General features: G+C 68.8%; 23 protein-coding genes. 19 read left to right on the forward strand and 4 right to left on the reverse strand.

The window, feature by feature from the left end; genetic code table 11:
* The first annotated feature begins 3 nt into the window (after positions 1-3).
* A complete protein-coding gene (locus ACAG25_RS08875) occupies positions 4-579 on the forward strand; it encodes a TetR/AcrR family transcriptional regulator (protein ID WP_370487978.1) in 576 nt (191 codons plus the stop codon).
* Positions 580-583: 4 nt separating this feature from the next.
* Here ACAG25_RS08875 and ACAG25_RS08880 read toward each other — a convergent pair whose 3' ends face one another.
* Positions 584-1,624 carry an LLM class F420-dependent oxidoreductase gene (locus ACAG25_RS08880; protein WP_370487979.1) on the reverse strand — a complete coding sequence of 347 codons (1,041 nt, stop codon included), beginning with the start codon at positions 1,622-1,624 and terminating at the stop codon, positions 584-586.
* 144 nt (positions 1,625-1,768) lie between these two features.
* On the opposite strand from ACAG25_RS08880, the gene ACAG25_RS08885 reads away from it, so the two are divergent.
* Positions 1,769-2,422, forward strand: coding sequence for a TetR/AcrR family transcriptional regulator (locus tag ACAG25_RS08885; protein WP_370487980.1), 654 nt, complete (start codon positions 1,769-1,771; stop codon positions 2,420-2,422).
* Positions 2,423-2,432: 10 nt separating this feature from the next.
* Here ACAG25_RS08885 and ACAG25_RS08890 read toward each other — a convergent pair whose 3' ends face one another.
* A complete protein-coding gene (locus ACAG25_RS08890; RefSeq protein ID WP_370487981.1) occupies positions 2,433-3,278 on the reverse strand; it encodes a hypothetical protein in 846 nt (281 codons plus the stop codon).
* A 55-nt stretch (positions 3,279-3,333) separates the two neighbouring features.
* Between ACAG25_RS08890 and glmS the strand changes: the two genes are divergently transcribed.
* From glmS to ACAG25_RS08905, 3 genes are all read left to right on the forward strand, one after another.
* On the forward strand, positions 3,334-5,208 hold the full coding sequence (gene glmS / locus ACAG25_RS08895; RefSeq protein WP_370487982.1) for a glutamine--fructose-6-phosphate transaminase (isomerizing): 1,875 nt from the start codon (positions 3,334-3,336) through the stop codon (positions 5,206-5,208).
* Complete coding sequence (locus ACAG25_RS08900) at positions 5,208-6,092, forward strand: alpha/beta fold hydrolase (RefSeq protein ID WP_370487983.1); 885 nt, start codon at positions 5,208-5,210, stop codon at positions 6,090-6,092. Before glmS ends, ACAG25_RS08900 begins: the two co-directional genes overlap by 1 nt.
* Positions 6,093-6,300: 208 nt before the next feature.
* On the forward strand, positions 6,301-6,678 hold the full coding sequence (locus tag ACAG25_RS08905) for an STAS domain-containing protein (RefSeq protein ID WP_370487984.1): 378 nt from the start codon (positions 6,301-6,303) through the stop codon (positions 6,676-6,678).
* Positions 6,679-6,680: 2 nt separating this feature from the next.
* Here ACAG25_RS08905 and ACAG25_RS08910 read toward each other — a convergent pair whose 3' ends face one another.
* Positions 6,681-7,049: a nuclear transport factor 2 family protein gene (locus tag ACAG25_RS08910; RefSeq protein WP_370487986.1), complete on the reverse strand. Its 369-nt coding sequence runs from the start codon at positions 7,047-7,049 to the stop codon at positions 6,681-6,683.
* Positions 7,050-7,080: 31 nt separating this feature from the next.
* Here ACAG25_RS08910 and ACAG25_RS08915 point away from each other — a divergent pair, with 31 nt between their 5' ends.
* From ACAG25_RS08915 to ACAG25_RS08955, 9 genes are read left to right on the forward strand one after another with little or no spacing between them, the layout of a single operon-like run.
* The gene (locus tag ACAG25_RS08915) at positions 7,081-8,496 is read left to right on the forward strand and encodes an NAD(P)H-hydrate dehydratase (protein WP_370487987.1); all 1,416 of its coding nucleotides are present in this window, start codon (positions 7,081-7,083) and stop codon (positions 8,494-8,496) included.
* A 10-nt stretch (positions 8,497-8,506) separates the two neighbouring features.
* A complete protein-coding gene (locus ACAG25_RS08920) occupies positions 8,507-9,880 on the forward strand; it encodes a glutamate decarboxylase (RefSeq protein ID WP_370487988.1) in 1,374 nt (457 codons plus the stop codon).
* Positions 9,881-9,907: 27 nt separating this feature from the next.
* The gene (gene alr, locus ACAG25_RS08925; RefSeq protein WP_370487990.1) at positions 9,908-11,062 is read left to right on the forward strand and encodes an alanine racemase; all 1,155 of its coding nucleotides are present in this window, start codon (positions 9,908-9,910) and stop codon (positions 11,060-11,062) included.
* A complete protein-coding gene (locus ACAG25_RS08930) occupies positions 11,059-12,147 on the forward strand; it encodes an alpha/beta fold hydrolase (protein ID WP_370487991.1) in 1,089 nt (362 codons plus the stop codon). The genes alr and ACAG25_RS08930 overlap by 4 nt, the downstream gene beginning before the upstream one ends.
* On the forward strand, positions 12,140-12,604 hold the full coding sequence (gene tsaE, locus ACAG25_RS08935; RefSeq protein ID WP_370487992.1) for a tRNA (adenosine(37)-N6)-threonylcarbamoyltransferase complex ATPase subunit type 1 TsaE: 465 nt from the start codon (positions 12,140-12,142) through the stop codon (positions 12,602-12,604). Before ACAG25_RS08930 ends, tsaE begins: the two co-directional genes overlap by 8 nt.
* Positions 12,601-13,230: a tRNA (adenosine(37)-N6)-threonylcarbamoyltransferase complex dimerization subunit type 1 TsaB gene (tsaB, locus tag ACAG25_RS08940; protein WP_370487993.1), complete on the forward strand. Its 630-nt coding sequence runs from the start codon at positions 12,601-12,603 to the stop codon at positions 13,228-13,230. The genes tsaE and tsaB overlap by 4 nt, the downstream gene beginning before the upstream one ends.
* Positions 13,227-13,679, forward strand: coding sequence for a ribosomal protein S18-alanine N-acetyltransferase (gene rimI, locus ACAG25_RS08945; RefSeq protein WP_370487994.1), 453 nt, complete (start codon positions 13,227-13,229; stop codon positions 13,677-13,679). The genes tsaB and rimI overlap by 4 nt, the downstream gene beginning before the upstream one ends.
* Positions 13,676-14,698, forward strand: a complete 1,023-nt coding sequence (gene tsaD / locus ACAG25_RS08950; protein ID WP_370487995.1) for a tRNA (adenosine(37)-N6)-threonylcarbamoyltransferase complex transferase subunit TsaD — start codon at positions 13,676-13,678, stop codon at positions 14,696-14,698. Before rimI ends, tsaD begins: the two co-directional genes overlap by 4 nt.
* Positions 14,695-15,138 carry a nuclear transport factor 2 family protein gene (locus ACAG25_RS08955; RefSeq protein ID WP_370487996.1) on the forward strand — a complete coding sequence of 148 codons (444 nt, stop codon included), beginning with the start codon at positions 14,695-14,697 and terminating at the stop codon, positions 15,136-15,138. The genes tsaD and ACAG25_RS08955 overlap by 4 nt, the downstream gene beginning before the upstream one ends.
* Before the next feature lie 4 nt (positions 15,139-15,142).
* Here ACAG25_RS08955 and ACAG25_RS08960 read toward each other — a convergent pair whose 3' ends face one another.
* Entirely contained in the window at positions 15,143-15,433 is a 291-nt protein-coding gene (locus tag ACAG25_RS08960) for a hypothetical protein (protein ID WP_370488093.1), read from the reverse strand.
* A 235-nt stretch (positions 15,434-15,668) separates the two neighbouring features.
* Here ACAG25_RS08960 and groES point away from each other — a divergent pair, with 235 nt between their 5' ends.
* The 5 genes from groES (at position 15,669) to ACAG25_RS08985 (ending at position 19,005) form a co-directional block, all read left to right on the forward strand.
* Positions 15,669-15,971: a co-chaperone GroES gene (groES, locus tag ACAG25_RS08965; protein WP_003929249.1), complete on the forward strand. Its 303-nt coding sequence runs from the start codon at positions 15,669-15,671 to the stop codon at positions 15,969-15,971.
* Between the two features lie 87 nt (positions 15,972-16,058).
* Positions 16,059-17,681, forward strand: a complete 1,623-nt coding sequence (gene groL, locus ACAG25_RS08970) for a chaperonin GroEL (protein WP_370487997.1) — start codon at positions 16,059-16,061, stop codon at positions 17,679-17,681.
* Between the two features lie 135 nt (positions 17,682-17,816).
* Positions 17,817-18,335, forward strand: coding sequence for a hypothetical protein (locus ACAG25_RS08975; RefSeq protein WP_370487999.1), 519 nt, complete (start codon positions 17,817-17,819; stop codon positions 18,333-18,335).
* 85 nt (positions 18,336-18,420) lie between these two features.
* Complete coding sequence (locus ACAG25_RS08980; protein ID WP_370488000.1) at positions 18,421-18,810, forward strand: hypothetical protein; 390 nt, start codon at positions 18,421-18,423, stop codon at positions 18,808-18,810.
* Between the two features lie 18 nt (positions 18,811-18,828).
* A complete protein-coding gene (locus ACAG25_RS08985; RefSeq protein WP_370488001.1) occupies positions 18,829-19,005 on the forward strand; it encodes a DUF4190 domain-containing protein in 177 nt (58 codons plus the stop codon).
* Positions 19,006-19,118: the final 113 nt, after the last annotated feature.

Raw genomic sequence — 19,118 nt, forward strand, 5'->3', positions numbered from 1 at the left:
GCTATGGCCAAGCCTGCGTTCGCCACTCGCCGCCGCACCGAGCTTTTCGACGCGCTGGTCGACTTGTTCCTCGCCGAAGGCTTCGCCCACCTGACTCTCGACGACATCGCGGCGCGACTGCGGTGTTCGAAATCGACGCTCTACACCCTGGCGGCCAGCAAGGAACAACTTGTCCAGGCAGCCACCGTGCACTTCTTCCGGACCGCGACCGACTTCGTGGAAGCCCGTGTCGCCGCGGTCGACGGAGCGCGGGAACGCATCACCGCCTATCTCACCGCGGTCGGCGCCGCGTTGCACCGCGCGTCGGATCAGTTCATGGCCGACCTCGACGCTTTCGCGCCCGCGCGGCAGACCTACGAGCGCAACACCAGGATCGCCGCCGGCCGGGTGCAGGAGCTCATCGCCGACGGCGTCGCGGCGGGCGAGTTCCGCGATGTGCACGCGGCGTTCGCCGCCGACCTCGCCGCGACTGCGATGGTGCGCATCCAGCAGCGGGCCGTACGGCAGAGCACCGGGCTCGACGACGCCGCGGCCTACCGGGAGCTCGCGGCGATCCTCACCGGCGGCATCTCGGCCTGACCGGTCAGGGCAGCAGGCCCTGCAGTTCCTCGACGAACCGCAGCCGTTCGGTGGCGTCGACACCCATCGGATGCACCAGCATCGTGGTGACACCGGCCTCGGCGAACGCGGCGAGCCGCTCCTGGACATAGGATTTCGGGCCGATCAGCGAGACCTTGCGCACCAACTCGTCGGGCACGGCGTCGATGGCCTCGGCCTTCTTGCCCGCCAGATAGAGGTCCTGCAGGTGGTCGGCCACCTCGCCGAAGCCGTAGCGGGTGGCCAGCGCGTGGTAGAAGTTGCGACCGCGGGCACCCATCCCGCCGATGTAGAGCGCCAATTGCGGCTTCGCCCAGGCCAACCGGTCCTCGACATCGTCCCCGATGGCCAGCGTCGCGCTGACCATCACATCGAGCGGCCCCAGGGTCGGGTCGCGTCTGGCGGCGCCGGCGCGCAGCGCGTCACCCCACACCTCGTCGGCCATCTCGGGGTAGAAGAACACCGGTTGCCAGCCCTCGGCGATCTCGGCGGTGAGCTCGACGTTCTTCGGACCCAGCGCGGCGATGGTGATCGGGATCTGTTCCCGCACAGGATGATTGATCAACTTCAGCGGCTTGCCCAGGCCCGTGCCGCGGTCGGCGGGCAGCGGCAGCTGATAATGCTTGCCGTCGTAGGTCAAGCGCTCCCGGCGCCACACCTGGCGACAGATCTCCACGACCTCGCGGGTGCGACCCAGGGGTGCGTCGAAGGGCACCCCGTGGAAGCCCTCCACCACCTGGGGGCCGGATGTGCCCAGACCGAGACGGAACCGGCCGTCGGAGACGTAGTCCACGCCGGCTGCGGTCATCGCCATCAGCGCCGGGGTGCGCGTGTAGATCGGCACGACGCCGGTGCCGAGCTCGATCCGGGAGGTGCGGGCGGCCAGGAAGCCGAGTTGGCTGATCGCGTCGAACGAGTACGCCTCGGCCACCAGGGCGATGTCGACGCCGAGTCGCTCCATCTCTACCACCTCGTCGACAGCCTCGAGGAACCCGCCGGCATAGCTGAGGAATGCACCCGTACGCATCGTCAAGGTATAGCACCCAACCAGTTGGTGGGGAAATCGGCGTTGGGTGGGTGTCAGCTCGGCGGGCACAGGGCACCGTCGCTCCGGGATGGCCCCTGATCAGCGATTCCGTCGCCGCGCCGCACTCTGCGTCATGATGGGGACATGAGGGATCTGACGGCCGGTTCCACCCCTCGGCCGCCCCGGATGGGGCCCGGCCGGCCGGCCGGTGCGGTCAGCATCGACACTCGCGAGCGTGTGCTGGACGCCGCATGCCGCTGCTTCGCGCAATACGGCTACGGTCCGGCCACCAACAACCTGATCGCCGAGATCGCCGGGGTAACCGCCGGATCGGTGTACTACCACTTCGGATCGAAGAGCAATCTGTTCGACGCGGTGTGTGCGTACGTCTACGGCCGGATCGTCACCCGTTCTGCGGAGGCGCTGGCCGGCGCGCATTCAATCCAGGGCTTGCTGCAGGCGCTCCTGGCCGAGGCCATGCGGATCAACCACGAGGCACCTGAACTGGCCGGGTTTGTGGCCACCGCTCCCATCGATGCGCGTCGCCATCCGGAACTCGGCGAGGCGTTCGCCCGGCAGGCGGATCGAATGGCGGACGTGCTGTCCACTGCGGTGGCTGCGGGACAACAGCGCGGACTGATTCCTTCCGATCTGCAGCCGTCGGAGGTGGCTGCGGTGATCAGCGCCATCGTCGACGGTTTCGCCCAGGCTGCAGCCAGTACCGAAGTCACCGAGATGGATCGGATGACCGATCTGTTCGACCGGCTCCTGCTCCGGCCCGACGACCCGCCGGTCTGACCCGGGCCCGTCACGGCTTGAGCAGCGCGACGACCTTGTTCTCCAGGTCCACCGGGTCCTCGGCGAACGGATCGAGCACCGACGCCTTCGGCAGGTCGACGTCGGCGTCGGCGAAGTCCTTATAGGTCTTGTCGCCGGCGAGTGAGAACAGCAGATAGCCGGCCATCAGCGCACGCACGGTGCGCTGGGTCTTCTTGTCCGCGCCGGGCAGACCCACCACGGTGGCCAGCCGCCGTCCCTCGACCAGACCGCCGGCCTCCAGCTTGCGGGTCGAGCGCAGCGTCGCGGTCTTCCACGCGCGCGCCAGCTCGGTGGCGTTCGACCGCAGCGACATGGGGTCACCGGGATCGGCCAGGATCACGCCGGGGACCTTCAGCGACCCGGCCGGCTGGACAGCCGGCGGGCTGGTCACCGTGGGGTAGGCCGCGAAGACCGCCTTGATCCGATCGGGCATCCCGGCTGCGGCGAACACCGCCGCCGACGCGCCGAAACCGTGCCCGGCCACGCCGAGCTTGCCCGGGTGCACGCTGATGTCGCCGCCGCCCAACCGCACCCCGGTGATGATGTCGAGCGTCGTGCCCAGGTCGTAGGCCAGGTTCAGCACCGAGGGCGCCAGCCCGGTCTCGGTTCGCGGTGCGGCGGCCACGATGCCCCACGAGGCCAGGTGATCGAGCGTGTCGTGGTAGCGGTGGGTGGATGTGACCCAATCGTGGCCGAACGCCACACCAGGCAGATTCTTGCCCTCGGCCGGGGTGTAGACCACCCCCGGGACCCCGGCAAAGGCCAGGTCACCGCGCAGAACGCGGTGCGGGCCACGGCGCGTCAACGCCGAAAACAGCTTCTTCGTGCGGGCCACCCGAAGACCGTAACCCACCGGGCGGAATATGCGTCCTGCCGTACCCTAGGGGCCTATGTGCGGAATCGTCGGCTACGTCGGGCACCGGGGTGCCTGCGACATCGTCGTCGACGCGCTGCGCCGCATGGAGTACCGAGGCTACGACTCGGCCGGTGTTGCGTTGCTCGACGGCCACGGAGGTCTGACCGTCAGTCGCCGGGCAGGGCGGCTGGCCAACCTGGAATCGGCGCTCGCCGAGACCGGGGCGGGCAACCTGGCCGGGACGGCCGGTCTGGGCCACACGCGGTGGGCCACCCACGGTCGTCCCACCGACCGCAACGCCCATCCGCACCGGGACGCCGAGGGCAAGGTGGCGGTGGTCCACAACGGCATCATCGAGAACTTCGCCGCGCTGCGCGCCGAGCTCGAGAACGCGGGCGTGGAGTTCTCCAGTGACACCGACACCGAGGTCGCGGTGCACCTGGTGGCCCGCGAGTACACCGACGGCGAGCATGCCGGTGACTTCCCGGGCGCGGTGCTGGCGGTGCTGCGGCGCCTGGAGGGCCACTTCACGCTGGTGTTCGCCCACGCCGACGAGCCCGGCACGATCGTCGCCGCGCGACGCAGCACCCCGCTGGTGCTCGGCGTCGGGGACGGCGAGATGTTCGTCGGTTCCGATGTCGCGGCGTTCATCGAGCACACCCGCGACGCCGTCGAGCTGGGACAGAACCAGGCGGTGGTGGTCACCGCCGACGGGTACCGGATCACCGACTTCGAAGGCAACGTCGCCGTCCCGGGCACCGACTACCGCACCTTCCACATCGACTGGGACGTCTCGGCCGCCGAGAAGGGCGGCTACGAGTATTTCATGCTCAAGGAGATCGCCGAGCAGCCCGCCGCGGTGTCGGACACTCTGCTGGGGCATTTCGCCGACAACCGCATCGTGCTCGACGAGCAGCGGCTCTCCGATCAGGAGCTGCGCGAGATCGACAAGGTCTTCGTGGTGGCCTGCGGCACGGCGTATCACTCCGGGCTGCTGGCCAAGTACGCGATCGAACACTGGACCCGGCTGCCCGTCGAGGTCGAGCTGGCCAGCGAGTTCCGCTACCGCGACCCGGTCCTGGACAGCCACACGCTGGTGGTGGCCATCTCGCAGTCCGGCGAGACCGCCGACACCCTCGAAGCCGTCCGCCACGCCAAGGATCAGAAGGCCAAGGTGCTGGCGGTGTGCAACACCAACGGCAGCCAGATCCCGCGTGAATGCGACGCGGTGCTCTACACCCGCGCGGGTCCGGAGATCGGCGTCGCGTCCACCAAGACGTTCCTGGCGCAGATCGCGGCGAATTACCTTGTCGGACTTGCCCTCGCGCAGGCTCGTGGCACCAAGTACCCCGACGAGGTGGCCCGCGAGTACCACGATCTGGAGGCCATGCCGGACCTCATCGCCCGCGTGATTGCGACCGCCGATCCGGTCCAGGACCTCGCGCACCGGTTCGCGAAGTCGCCGACGGTGTTGTTCCTCGGGCGCCACGTCGGCTACCCGGTGGCGCTGGAGGGCGCGCTCAAGCTCAAAGAGCTGGCCTACATGCATGCCGAGGGTTTCGCCGCCGGGGAACTCAAGCACGGCCCGATCGCGCTGATCGAGGACGACCTGCCGGTGATCGTGGTGATGCCCTCGCCGAAGAACGCCGCGGTGCTGCACGCCAAGCTGCTCAGCAACATCCGGGAGATCCAGGCCCGCGGCGCGATCACCATCGTCATCGCCGAGGAGGGCGATGACACGGTGCGTCCGTATGCCGATCACCTGATCGAGATCCCTGCGGTGTCAACGTTGTTCCAGCCGCTGCTGTCGACCATTCCGCTGCAGTTCTTCGCTGCCGGTGTGGCCCAGGCCCGCGGCTACGACGTCGACAAACCGCGCAACCTCGCGAAGTCGGTCACCGTCGAGTAGTGGCGCGTCAACTGGGCCACTTCGTCGAGGGGCGCCGGGAGCACTATCTCGCCGCGTACCGCGCCGGCATGGCCGAGCTGCCCGCCCCCGACGCCGAGACCGACATCGTCACATCCTTCGGCCGGGTGCGCGCCTACTGCTTTGGTGCCGACCATGATTCGACACCGGTGGTGTTGCTGCCGGGTCGCAGCGCGGCGACGCCGATGTGGCGCGCCAACCTTGCCGGGCTGACGGTGCGACGCCGCGTCTACTGCCTCGATCTGCTCGGCGAGGCCGGGCTGAGCGTGCAGACCCGGCCGATCACCGACGCCCACGATCAAGCGCGATGGTTGGAGGAGACCCTGGCGGGCCTGCACCTGGACCGCGCGCATCTGATGGGGGTGTCCATCGGCGGCTGGGCCGCGACCAACCACGCGGTGCGGTTCCCGGGCCGGGTCGCCTCGCTGGCCCTGCTGGAACCGGTGTTCACTTTCGCCCCGATCCCGGCGCGCACCCTGGTGCTCTCTGCGCTGCTGGTGCTGCCCGGCGTCCCGGCGCGGTTGCGCAGGTGGTTCCTGAGCTGGCTCTCCGGGGGTATCGACCTCGACACCGCGTTACCCGAGGCGCGGCTCATCGACGCGGCGATGACCGACTTCGTGCTGCGGCTGCCCGCGCCGGTACGGATCACCGACGACCAGCTGCGGTCACTGAGCATGCCGGTACTGACTTTCCTCGGCGGGCGCAGCGTCATGCTCGACGCGCGCACGGCTGCCCGCCACGCCCGGGACACGGTGCCTGCGGTCGAGGTGGAGGTGTTCGCCGACGCCTCCCATGCGCTCAACGGTGAGTTTGCCGACCAGATCGAACAGCGGGTCCTCGCGTTCTGGGACGCGGCAGACCGCTGAACGCGGGCACGTAACGAACCTGGTTGTGCGTTCGATAAGAAAACTATGAAAGCTATGGCAGCAATGGTCGCCGATGTCATGGCTTCGCTCAGCGAGCATGGTGCGACCCCGGGGTGTGACCTGCACTGACAGCGTCGGACACCCCGTGTCTACCGCGGAAGGCTGCGCCGTCGTGCGCCCGTCGCCGCGCGAAGGTCGGGAATCGAAATTGAACCACGATGGACACCGGCGCAGTGGGCGCTGCACGGTCAGCCCGCGAGACGACGGAGCGGCCCTGGTGCTGCAGGTCGCCGGGGATCTCGACGTGCTGACCGCACCGACCCTGGCGACCCAGCTCGATGTCGCGCTCGCCGGCGGTGCCACGTTGCTGATCGTCGATCTCACCGATGTCGAGTTCCTGTCTTCGGCAGGAATCAGCGTCCTCGTGGAGACCCACCGTCTCATCGAGCCTGCGGGACTGTCCCTGCGCGTGGTCGCCGAGGGACCCGCGACCAGTCGTCCGATGCGGTTGATGTGTGTCGACCAGATCATCGATCTGTATCCGACACTGGAGGACGCCCGAGGGGGCCGGCAGTCGACGGTCTGACCTCAGCTGCTCGGTGACTGTTGGTACAACACGAGCTTCCAGCTGTCCCCGGCGCGTCGATACACCGAGGACATCGCCGCCACGAACGGGTCGGCCTGCCCGTTCCGCCACGCGGTACCGGTGTACACCAGCGCGGCCGCGTCGTCGGCAATCGGGATCACCCGCACATCGCCGATCTCGTAGCGCTGCCACGGTGGTGACTGTCCCAGCGACGCGGCCACTGTCGCGCGGTCCATCACCATGCCGTTGGCCAGCACCATGACCGCGTCGTCGGTCATCAGCTCGCCGTAGAACGTGTCGCCGGTGCCGTCGCACAGCGACTTCCAGCCTGCGTGCTCGAGCGCGAGAAGCTCGTCTGCGAGTTGCGTCATGGGGGAGAAGTACCCACGTAGCCTTACAGCGATGCGGTACTACTACAGCGCCGAACAGATCCGCGACGCCGAGGCCCCGCTGTTGGCGGCGCTGCCCGACGGTGGGTTGATGCGCCGCGCGGCCTTCGGGCTGGCGATCGCGATCATCCGGGAACTCGGCAGCACGTCGGGCAGGACCGTGTGCGCGGTCGTCGGCAGCGGCGACAACGGCGGAGACGCGCTGTGGGCCGCGACATTCCTGCAAAGGCGCGGCGCCCGGGCCACAGCGGTCCTGCTCAATCCCGAACGCGCACACCGACAGGCACTCGCGGCGTTCCGGAGATCCGGTGGCCGCATCGTCGAGACTGTGCCCACCACAAGCGATCTGGTGATCGACGGCATCGTCGGCATCTCCGGGTCCGGGCCGCTGCGTCCGAACGCGGCCGAGGTGTTCGAGACGGTGTCGCGCGCCGGCATCCCGGTCGTCGCCGTCGACCTGCCCAGCGGCGTCGACGTCCACACCGGCGCCGCCGACGGTCCGCACGTCACCCCGGAGCTGACCGTCACGTTCGGCGGTCTCAAACCCGTAAACGCGCTGGGACAATGCGGACGCGTCGAGCTCGTCGACATCGGCCTGGACCTGCCGCCGAGTGACCTCCGCGGCTTCGAGGCCGACGACGTCGCAGCCCGCTGGCCGGTCCCCGTGCCGACCGACGACAAATACACCCAGGGCGTCACCGGCGTGATGGCCGGCTCCGACACCTACCCCGGCGCGGCGGTCCTGTGCACCGGCGCGGCGGTGGCCGCCACCTCGGGCATGGTCCGCTACGCCGGCACCGCCGGGCAGCAGGTCCTCGCGCGCTGGCCCGAGGTGATCGCCACGCCCAGCTTCACCACCGCGGGCCGCGTGCAGGCCTGGGTGGTCGGCCCCGGCCTGGGAACCGACGAAACCGGGGCCGCGGCACTGTGTTTCGCGTTGGAGACCGACCTTCCGGTGATCGTCGACGCCGACGGACTGACCATCCTGGCCGCTCATCCCGAACTCGTCGAGGGCCGCCGCGCACCCACGGTGCTGACGCCGCACGCGGGGGAGTTCGCTCGGCTGGCCGGTTCCAGACCGGGGCCCGACCGCATCGCCGACACGCGCCGACTGGCCGACCGGCTGGGCGTCACCGTGCTGCTCAAAGGCAACGTCACCGTCATCGCCGAACCGGACTCCGGGCCCGTCTACCTCAACGTCGCGGGCTCGTCGTGGGCCGCGACCGCCGGTTCGGGTGACGTGTTGTCCGGTGTCATCGGCGCGCTGCTGGCCGCCGGACTGCCGCCCGGGGAGGCCGCCGCGGCGGCGGCCTTCGTGCATTCCCGCGCGGCCGAGGCGTCGGCGAATGATCCCGGTCCGGGCGCGGCGCCGACGTCGGCGGCGGGCATCCTGGCGCATCTGCGGACGGCGGTGGGCTCCATCCTCTAGAAAGGAGCCCATGCCCAACGTTTCTCGTCATTCGTCGCTGACCCCTGCTTACACCGGACGGCTGTCCACGTCGCCGCTGCCGGCGCTGCGCCTGCCCGACGAGTCGATGGAGCCCGAGCAGACCTACCGCTTCATCCACGACGAGCTGATGCTCGACGGCAGCTCGCGGCTGAACCTCGCCACGTTCGTGACCACGTGGATGGACCCCGAGGCGGGCCAGCTCATGTCGGAGACGTTCGACAAGAACATGATCGACAAAGACGAGTACCCCGTCACCGCCGCGATCGAGCAGCGCTGCGTGTGCATGGTCGCCGACCTGTTCCACGCCGAGGACCTGCGCGACGACGACCCGTCCACCGCCATCGGGGTCTCGACGGTCGGCTCCAGCGAGGCCGTCATGCTCGCCGGGCTGGCGATGAAGTGGCGCTGGCGCGCCCGCAACGAGGACTGGAAGGGCCGCACCCCGAACCTGGTGATGGGTTCCAACGTGCAGGTGGTGTGGGAGAAGTTCTGCCGCTACTTCGACGTCGAGGCCCGCTACCTGCCGATGGAGGAAGGTCGGTACGTCATCACCCCCGAGCAGGTGCTCGACGCCGTCGACGAGGACACCATCGGCGTCGTGGCGATCCTGGGCACCACGTTCACCGGCGAACTCGAACCGGTCGGCGAGATCTGCGCTGCGCTGGACAAGCTCGCCGCCGACCGCGGTCTGGACATCCCGGTGCATGTCGACGCCGCCAGCGGTGGCTTCGTGGTGCCGTTCCTGCACCCGGACCTGGTGTGGGACTTCCGCCTGCCGCGGGTGGTGTCGATCAACGTCAGCGGCCACAAGTACGGGCTCACCTATCCCGGCATCGGGTTCGTGGTGTGGCGCAACGCTGAGCACCTGCCCGAGGAACTGGTGTTCCGGGTCAACTACCTGGGCGGGGACATGCCGACCTTCACCCTGAACTTCTCGCGGCCCGGCAACCAGGTGGTCGGTCAGTACTACAACTTCCTGCGCCTGGGCCGCGACGGCTACACCAAGGTCATGCACACCCTGTCCGACACGGCCCAATGGTTGGCCCGCGAGCTCAACGGGATGCCGGTGTTCGAGGTGATCACCGACGGCGCGGCCATCCCCGTGGTGGCGTTCAAGCTGGTCGAGGGCACCAAGTACACCGTGTTCGACGTCTCGGCGATGCTGCGCAGCTTCGGATGGCAGGTGCCCGCGTACACGATGCCCGACGACGCCACCGACGTCGCGGTGCTGCGGGTCGTCGTCCGGGAGGGTTTCTCGGCCAACCTGGCGCGAGCCCTGCGCGACGACATCGTCAAGGTGCTCGACAAACTCGAGCAGGTCGGCATCGGCGGGTTCTCCGACGAGGAGCATTTCGCGCACTGATCGGCCGTTCTGGGACAATCGTGGGCGGTGACCACGACCAGAAGCGATTCCGCTGTGGGCTGCACCGCGTCGATCGACCTCGACGCGGTCGCCCACAACATCGGCGTGCTCCGCGAAAAAGCCGGGTCAGCAGCGGTGATGGCGGTGGTCAAGGCCGACGGCTACGGCCACGGCGCCACCAAGGTGGGCGCCGCGGCACTCGCCGCCGGTGCGGCCGAATTGGGTGTCGCCACGGTCGCCGAGGCGCTGGCACTGCGCCGCGACGGCATCACCGCCCCGATCCTGGCCTGGCTGCACCCACCCGGCACCGACTTCGGGCCGGCGCTGCTCGCCGACGTGCAGATCGCGGTGTCGTCGCCGCGCCAGGTCGACGAGGTGCTCGACGCGGTCGCCCGGACCGGCCGCACCGCGCAGCTGACGGTCAAGGTGGACACCGGGTTGAGCCGTAACGGCGTCGCACCCGCGGACTACCCGGCGGTGCTCGAGATGCTGAGCCGGGCCGGTGCCGACGGGGCGGTCCGCGTGCGCGGTTTGATGTCGCACCTGGCCCACGGCGACGAGCCCGACCATCCGTTCAACGCCGTGCAGGCGCAGCGGTTGACGGAGATGGCAGCGCTGGGCCGTTCGCGTGGCGTGGGTTACGAGGTGGTGCACCTGAGCAATTCGCCGGCGGCGCTCACCCGACCCGACCTGGCCTTCGACATGGTGCGGCCCGGCATCGCGGTCTACGGGCTCACGCCGATCCCTGAGCGCGGGACCATGGGTCTGCGTCCGGCGATGACGGTGAAATGCCCGGTGGCGCAAGTCCGCTCGATTCGAGCCGGCGATGGTGTGTCCTACGGTCACACCTGGGTCGCGCCGCGCGACACCACGCTGGCGCTGATCCCCGCCGGCTACGCCGACGGCGTGTTCCGCACGTTGAGCAACCGGCTCGAGGTGGCGATCAACGGGCGCCGCTACCCCAACGTGGGACGGGTCTGCATGGACCAGTTCGTCGTCGACCTCGGGCCCGGCCCGGTCGACGTCGCCGACGGTGACGACGCGATCCTGTTCGGGCCCGGCGACCACGGTGAGCCGACCGCCCAGGACTGGGCCGAGATGCTGGGCACCATCAACTACGAGGTGGTGACGAGCCCGCGCGGCCGCATCGGACGCAGCTACCGCGGAGGCGGGACTCGGTGAACGCGCGCGCCGGATGGCTGGCCGGGCTGGCCGGGTTGGCTGCGGTCGGCTCGGCGGCGGGCGTGACGGCGGCACGCTCGCTGCGCCGCCGCGTCACCGACGATGACCCTTACCACAACGAGGACTTCGAGCTGCTCGACGCCGACCGCAGTTGTGTGGTCACCACCGCCGACGGTGTGCCGCTGGCCGTCCGCGAGAGCGGACCCACCGACGCGCCGCTGACCGTGGTGTTCGCCCACGGCTTCTGTCTGCGGATGGGTTCGTTCCATTTCCAGCGCGCACGCCTGACCGAACAGTGGGGATCCCAGGTCCGGATGGTGTTCTACGACCAGCGCGGCCACGGCGCCTCCGGCAATGCGCCGCCGGACACCTACACCATCGAGCAGCTCGGCCAGGACCTCGAGAGCGTGCTGGCGGTGATGGCGCCGCGCGGGCCGGTGGTGTTGGTCGGGCACTCGATGGGCGGGATGACCGTGCTCTCGCACGCCCGGCAGTACCCGCAGCGATACCCGACCCGGATCGTCGGTGCGGCGCTGATCGCGTCTGCAGCCGAAGGGGTTTCGCGTTCCCCGCTGGGGGAGATCCTCAACAACCCGGCCCTGGAGGCGGTGCGCTTCGCCGCGCGGTACGCCCCGGGTGCGGTGCACCAGGGCCGCGGTGCCGCACGCATGGTGATCGGCCCGATCCTGCGCGCAGCGTCCTACGGCGACGACGCGATCAGCCCGAGCGTTGTGGCGTTCTCGGAGAAGATGATGAACGGCACGTCGATCACCACGCTCGTCGAGTTCCTGCACGCGCTCGAAGTCCATGACGAGACAGCGGGTTTGGAGACGTTGAGCAAGATCCCGACGCTGGTGGCCTGCGGTGACCGCGACATGCTGACTCCGCTGGAGTATTCCCAGCGGATGGCGCGGGAGATGGAGAAGTCGGAATTGCTGGTTGTCGGTGGCGCGGGCCATCTCGTGCAGTTGGAACGCCCGGATGTCATCGACGAGGCGCTGGTGCGGTTGGTCGAGCGGGCGACGCCGTCGAAGCTGGTGGCGCTGACCCGGCGGGTGCGCGAGCGGGTGTGGTCACGTGACTGATTCCGCGGGCACTGCAGAGCTGCGCACCGCCGAGGACACCCTCGCACTCGGTGCGCGCCTCGGCGCTTCGCTGCGCGCCGGCGACGTCGTCGTGCTGTCGGGACCGCTCGGTGCCGGGAAGACCGTGCTGGCCAAGGGAATCGCTGCGGCCCTCGACGTGGACGGTCCGGTCATCTCGCCGACGTTCGTGCTGGCTCGGGTGCACCGCGCCCGACGTCCCGGCGCCCCGGCGATGGTGCACGTCGACCTCTACCGCCTGTTGGACCAGGAATCGGTCGACCTGCTCGCCGAACTCGACTCCCTCGACCTCGACACCGATCTCGACGACGCCGTGGTGGTGGTGGAGTGGGGTGAAGGGGTGGCCGAGCGGTTGTCCGACAGCCACCTCGACATTCGTCTCGAACGCGGCGCCGACACCGATGTGCGCACCGCGATCTGGCAGTGGAGTCGCCCGTGAACCGTCTGGTCTTGGCCCTCGACACCGCGACGCCGGCGGTGACCGCCGGCGTGGTGCGGATGCGCGACGACGGCGTGACTGTGCTCAACGAACAGGTGACCGTCGACGCTCGCGCACACGCCGAGCGTCTCACCCCGAACATCGTTGCCGCACTGCGTGAGGCGCAGGTGTCCGCCGACCAGCTCGACGCCGTGGTGGTGGGCTGCGGACCCGGACCGTTCACCGGTCTGCGGGTCGGGATGGCCACCGCCGCGGCCTTCGGGCACGCGTTGGGAATTCCGGTGCGCGGGGTGTGCAGCCTGGACGCGATCGCGGCGGGCAGCACGGGGGAGGTGCTCGTCGTGACCGATGCGCGACGCCGCGAGGTGTACTGGGCGCGCTACCGCGACGGCGTGCGCATCGACGGACCCGCGGTCGACGCCCCGTCCGAGGTGCCGCCCGGTGCACACGCGGTGGCCGGATCTCCGGACCATGTCCGGCTTTTCGAGCTCGAACAGCTGCCCGCGGTGTACCCGACCGCCGCCGGTCTGGTTGCCGCAGTGGCGGACTGGGACGGCCAACCGGAGCCGTTGGTGCCGCTGTACCTGCGTCGCCCGGACGCCAAGCCGCAGGCGGCGCCGCGATGAGCGCGCAGTACGGACCGCTGACCCCGAGCGACGCGGCGCGCTGCGCCGAACTCGAGGCGCAACTATTCGACGGGGACGACCCCTGGCCCGAGCGGGCGTTCTTGGCCGAACTGGCCGCCAAACACAACCACTACGTCGCCGCGCGAGTCGACGACAAGCTGGTCGGTTATGCGGGCATCGCCCGGCTGGGCCGTCTCAAGCCCTTCGAATACGAGATCCACACCATCGCGGTGGACCCCGTCTACCAGGGCAAAGGCATCGGCCGGCAGCTGCTCGACGGGCTTCTCGACTATGCCGACGGCGCCACCGTTTTCCTCGAGGTGCGCACCGACAACGAGGCGGCGATCGCGCTCTACGAGAGCGCCGGCTTCGAGAAGGTCGGGCTGCGCAAGCGCTACTACCGCGTCAGCGGCGCCGACGCCTACACGATGAAACGGGAACGGCAATGATCATCCTCGCGATCGAAAGCTCCTGCGACGAAACCGGTGTCGGCATCGCCGAGCTCGGTGACGATGGCACCGTCACCCTGTTGGCCGACGAGGTGGCCTCCAGTGTGGACGAGCACGCACGGTTCGGCGGCGTGGTTCCCGAGATCGCGTCGCGCGCCCACCTGGAAGCCCTCGGCCCGACCATGCGCCGTGCGCTGGCCGCGGCGGACATCGAGCGGCCCGACGTCGTGGCCGCCACCATCGGCCCCGGACTGGCCGGTGCGCTGCTGGTGGGAGTGGCTGCAGCCAAAGCGTATTCGGCGGCGTGGGGGGTGCCGTTCTACGGTGTCAACCACCTCGGTGGGCACCTGGCCGCCGACGTGTTCGACCACGGTCCGCTGCCGGAGAGCATCGGCTTGCTGGTGTCGGGTGGCCACACGAACCTGCTGCACGTGCGCTCGCTCGGGGAGCCGATCGTCGAGTTGGGGTCGACGGTCGACGACGCGGCCGGGGAGGCCTACGACAAGGTGGCCCGGCTGCTCGGACTCGGCTATCCCGGTGGGCGGGTGCTCGACGAACTCGCCCGCGAGGGCGATCGCGACGCGATCGTGTTCCCGCGCGGCATGACCGGACCGCGCGACGATCCGTACGCGTTCAGCTTCTCGGGCCTGAAGACCGCGGTGGCGCGGTACGTGGAGGGCCACCCGGAGGCATCTCAGGCCGACGTGGCCGCCGGTTTCCAGGAAGCGGTGGCCGACGTGCTGACCCGTAAGGCGTTGCGCGCCTGTGAGCAGTTGGGTGTCTCGACGCTGCTGATCGCCGGCGGGGTCGCGGCGAACTCCCGGTTGCGGGAACTCGCCGGACAGCGTTGTGCGGAAGCAGGTGTGACCCTGCGGATCCCGCGGCCGCGGCTGTGCACCGACAACGGCGCGATGATCGCGTCGTTCGCCGCGCACCTGATCGCTGCCGGAGCGACGCCGTCCCCGCTGGACGCGGCCAGCGACCCCGGACTGCCCGTGGTACAGGGCCAGGTCGCGTGAACGCGCAGACGGCGGACAAACTCGCCGTCACCGAACTGCTGTACCGGTACGCCGAGTTGATCGACGCCGGTGACTTCCCCGGAGTCGGTCGGCTGCTGGGCCGGGGCCGGTTCATGGGTGTGGCCGGCGCCGAGGACATCGCCGGTCTGTTCACCGCCACCACACGCCGGTTCCCGGACCACGGCTACACCCCTCGCACCCGCCACCTGGTGCTCAACCCGATCGTCGACGTCGACGGCGATGCCGCAGAGGCGCGCTCGACGTTCTGCGTGGTGCAGGCCACCGACACGGTGCCCCTGCAACCGATCGTCGTCGGCCGCTACCGCGACACCTTCGCCCGGGACCGGGACGGCTGGTACTTCACCGACCGTCACGTCGACATCGAGATGCTCGGCGACGTGTCCGACCACCTGCTGATCGACCCGCGCCGGTTCGGGTAACGGCTCACCCGGGGATGTGCCAGGGCGGGTCGGCCACTGCCGGGTCCGCGACCGGACGACCGGGACCCATGACGACGCACTGCTTCACCGGTACGAGATGCGAGCTGAAGCCCCGCGGGACATACCGGGTGGTCCCGACGCAGCGCTGCCAGGAGCCGTCGGCCTGCACCGGGCCGTCGCACTTGCTGAGGAACTGGCCGCCGTAGTGGCAACCGGCCGCGGCCGGCGGCGCCGTGGTCACCAGACCGCCGCCCATCAGCACCGTAACCAGGATCGCGAGGATGCAGCGCTTCATGTGGCCTCCTGTCGCCGCGCCGCTGAAGGTTGCCCCCTCGATCATGCAGGCAAACCGCGGGCACCGTGGCGACACCGCCGATGTCGCATCCCGACCTTGAGTGCTAGCACTCTCGTGTATAGAGTGCTAGGTGGCAGTCGGTCCACCCGTGTGTCGACACCCGCGACGACGGCGCGTGGGCGGACACCGACCGCCAAGAACACACCTACATCAGCGAAAGTGAAGGGGCTCCATCGTGGCGAGCGTGAACATCAAGCCACTCGAGGACAAGATCCTCGTTCAGGCCAATGAGGCCGAGACCACGACCGCTTCCGGTCTGGTCATCCCCGACACCGCCAAGGAGAAGCCGCAGGAAGGCACCGTCGTCGCAGTTGGCCCCGGCCGCTGGGATGAGGACGGCGAGAAGCGGATTCCCCTGGACGTGTCGGAGGGCGACGTCGTCATCTACAGCAAGTACGGCGGCACCGAGATCAAGTACAACGGCGAGGAGTACCTGATCCTGTCGGCCCGCGACGTGCTGGCTGTCGTCTCCAAGTAAGCGATCGTGACTCCGCCCCGGACTTCCCGCTGCTCGCGGTGACGTCCGGGGCGGTGCGCGTCTAGTAGGAAAGACACACAGACTCTTATGAGCAAGCAGATTGAGTTCAACGAGACCGCGCGTCGCGCCATGGAGGCGGGTGTCGACAAGCTCGCTGATGCGGTCAAGATCACGCTCGGTCCCCGGGGTCGTTTCGTGGTGCTGTCCAAGTCGTGGGGTGGCCCGACGGTCACCAACGACGGCGTGACGATCGCGCGCGACATCGACCTGGAAGATCCGTTCGAGAACCTCGGCGCCCAGCTGGTGAAGTCGGTGGCGACCAAGACCAACGACATCGCCGGTGACGGCACCACCACGGCCACCGTGCTGGCCCAGGCCATGATCAAGGCCGGCCTGCGTAACGTCGCCGCGGGCGCCAACCCGATCGCACTCGGCGCCGGCATCGCCAAGGCCGCCGACGCGGTGTCCGAGGCGCTGCTGTCGGCCGCCACGCCCGTCGACGACAAGAAGGCGATCGCTCAGGTCGCCACCGTGTCCTCGCGCGACGCTCAGGTCGGCGAGCTGGTCGGCGAGGCCATGACCAAGGTCGGCACCGACGGTGTGGTCACCGTCGAGGAGTCCTCGACGCTGGACACCGAGCTCGAGATCACCGAGGGCGTCGGATTCGACAAGGGCTTCCTGTCGGCGTACTTCGTCACCGACTTCGACACCCAGGAAGCGGTGCTCGAGGACGCGCTGGTGCTGCTGCACCGCGAGAAGATCAGCTCCCTGCCCGACCTGCTCCCGCTGCTGGAGAAGGTCGCCGAAGCCGGCAAGCCGCTGCTGATCGTCGCCGAGGACGTTGAGGGCGAAGCGCTCTCGACGCTGGTGGTCAACGCCATCCGCAAGACGCTCAAGGCCGTCGCGGTCAAGGCGCCGTTCTTCGGGGATCGTCGCAAGGCCTTCCTGGAGGATCTCGCCATCGTCACCGGCGGTCAGGTGGTCAACCCCGACGTCGGCCTGGTGCTGCGCGAGGTGGGCCTCGAGGTGCTCGGCACCGCGCGGCGCGTCGTCGTCGACAAGGACAACACCGTCATCGTCGACGGCGGCGGCACCCAGGACGCCATCGAGGCCCGCAAGTCCCAGCTGCGTGCCGAGGCCGAGGCCAGCGACTCCGACTGGGACCGCGAGAAGCTCGAAGAGCGGTTGGCCAAGCTGGCCGGCGGCGTCGCGGTCCTCAAGGTCGGTGCGGCCACCGAGACGGATCTGAAGAAGCGCAAGGAAGCCGTCGAGGACGCCGTCGCCGCCGCCAAGGCCGCGGTCGAAGAGGGCATCGTGGTCGGTGGTGGAGCGGCGCTGGTGCAGGCCCGCGGCGCTCTGGCCAAGTTGCGCGAGACCCTGTCGGGTGACGAGGCGCTCGGTGTCGACGTGTTCTCGCAGGCGTTGTCGTCGCCGCTGTACTGGATCGCCACCAACGCCGGCCTCGACGGCGCGGTCGTGGTGAGCAAGGTGGCCGACCTTCCCGCGGGTCAGGGCTTCAACGCCGCGACCCTGGAGTACGGCGACCTCATCGCCGACGGTGTCATCGACCCCGTGAAGGTCACCCGCTCCGCGGTCGTCAACGCCGCGTCGGTGGCCCGCATGGTGCTGACCACCGAGACCGCGGTCGTCGACAAGCCGGCCGAGGAAGAAGATCACGGGCACGGCCACCATCACGGCCACGCTCACTAGTCAATCCGCGAAACACCCCCGGTCCGTTGGGCCGGGGGTGTTTTGTTTGGCCTCGCGATTACTAACGTCGCTAGGCAATCTTCGTATGTTCGGACGACAAGAATGTTCAGATTAGCAAAGTGATGAAGTGTCAAGATGACGTGTCGTTACAGCAGCGAGAACGGGGGCGTTATGTCGATGACTCTTGAAGCACTGCGGACCATCCACGGACTGGCCGAACAAGTCGACATTTCGCAGTCGACGGAGATCATGGCGCGTCGAGGGGGGCGAGGATTCAAGTTTTCCTTCTTCTACGGGCCTGTGTGGCTGCTGGTGATCGCCGGTCTTGGCGGATGGTGGTATCACAAGTTCCGAAAGCAGAATCCCGAGAAAGCCAAGGCATTCGAACAACGAGTTCGCGGCGCATCAGCGGCGGCGGCGAGCCGCCTCAAGGCTGCGGTGGACGACAAGATGGACACCGGCGCGGGGACCCGGCAATATGGCCAGCGCTCAGCAGCGACCGGTGCTGCGAACCTCGACGCGCACAGGGGTAAGCGGTTCAATCCGCCGCCGAACTGGCCCACGCCGCCTGCGGGCTGGACACCGGACGCGGACTGGCAGCCGGATCCGTCGTGGCCGCCTGCGCCGCCTGGATGGCAGTTCTGGGTCGCGTGACGACGACAGGTTCGGCAGCAATCAGATGAGTTACAGCTACGTAGCTCGTGGGCGTATCCTGGCGCTCGCCGGTGGCCTAGGGCTCATGACAATGCTCGAGACAGCCTGCGGGGGCGGAGAAGTCGATACTTACCCAGTCATCAGCCGGCTGCAGGAGGTAGAGGCGGAGCAGCGAGGCACCAGCGATTCGCTGTACGGCGCGTGGGAACCCTCAGATGGCACCTCTACCAAGACTTTCAATGAGGATGGCCGCTGCCGAGGCTTCTACTACGTGAGCAGCACCGGAGAGCCGTTGGATATCGGCGGGGCGATGACGTGCCAGCTGTCGAGCAAGCCGGACTCGTCCGGCCGCTACAGATTGTCGGTCACGCAGGGACCGAATTCGGCAACGTATCTCGTCGAATTCAATGGCGCCGACGCGGCGACGGTCTATTCAAAATCCGGCAAGCAGCTGTACCAGCTGTCCAGATTCTAACGGGTCGTTGCGCTCATCTTGGGATTCGTAGTACCTGTACTGGCGATACCTTTAGGCCACCTAGCGCGGTCTCAACTCCGGCGCACGCGAGAGGGCGACGATGGGCATGCAATCGCAGGACTCGTACTGGGGCACATAGGCCTCCGCGGGCTTGTAGCCTTCGTCGTTGTCTTCGCCGCCATCACGCAGAGATAATGCACGTGCCTGGAGGATTGCAGCCTCATTGCCCTCTTTGATGCCCCGCTCATCGCGTCGGACAAGCTCCCCCATAGAGGTCCGCCGGAGGCCTGCGGGCCTACTCATGGTGG

This window comes from Mycobacterium sp. pV006, assembly GCF_041287115.1.
Lineage (GTDB): Bacteria > Actinomycetota > Actinomycetes > Mycobacteriales > Mycobacteriaceae > Mycobacterium.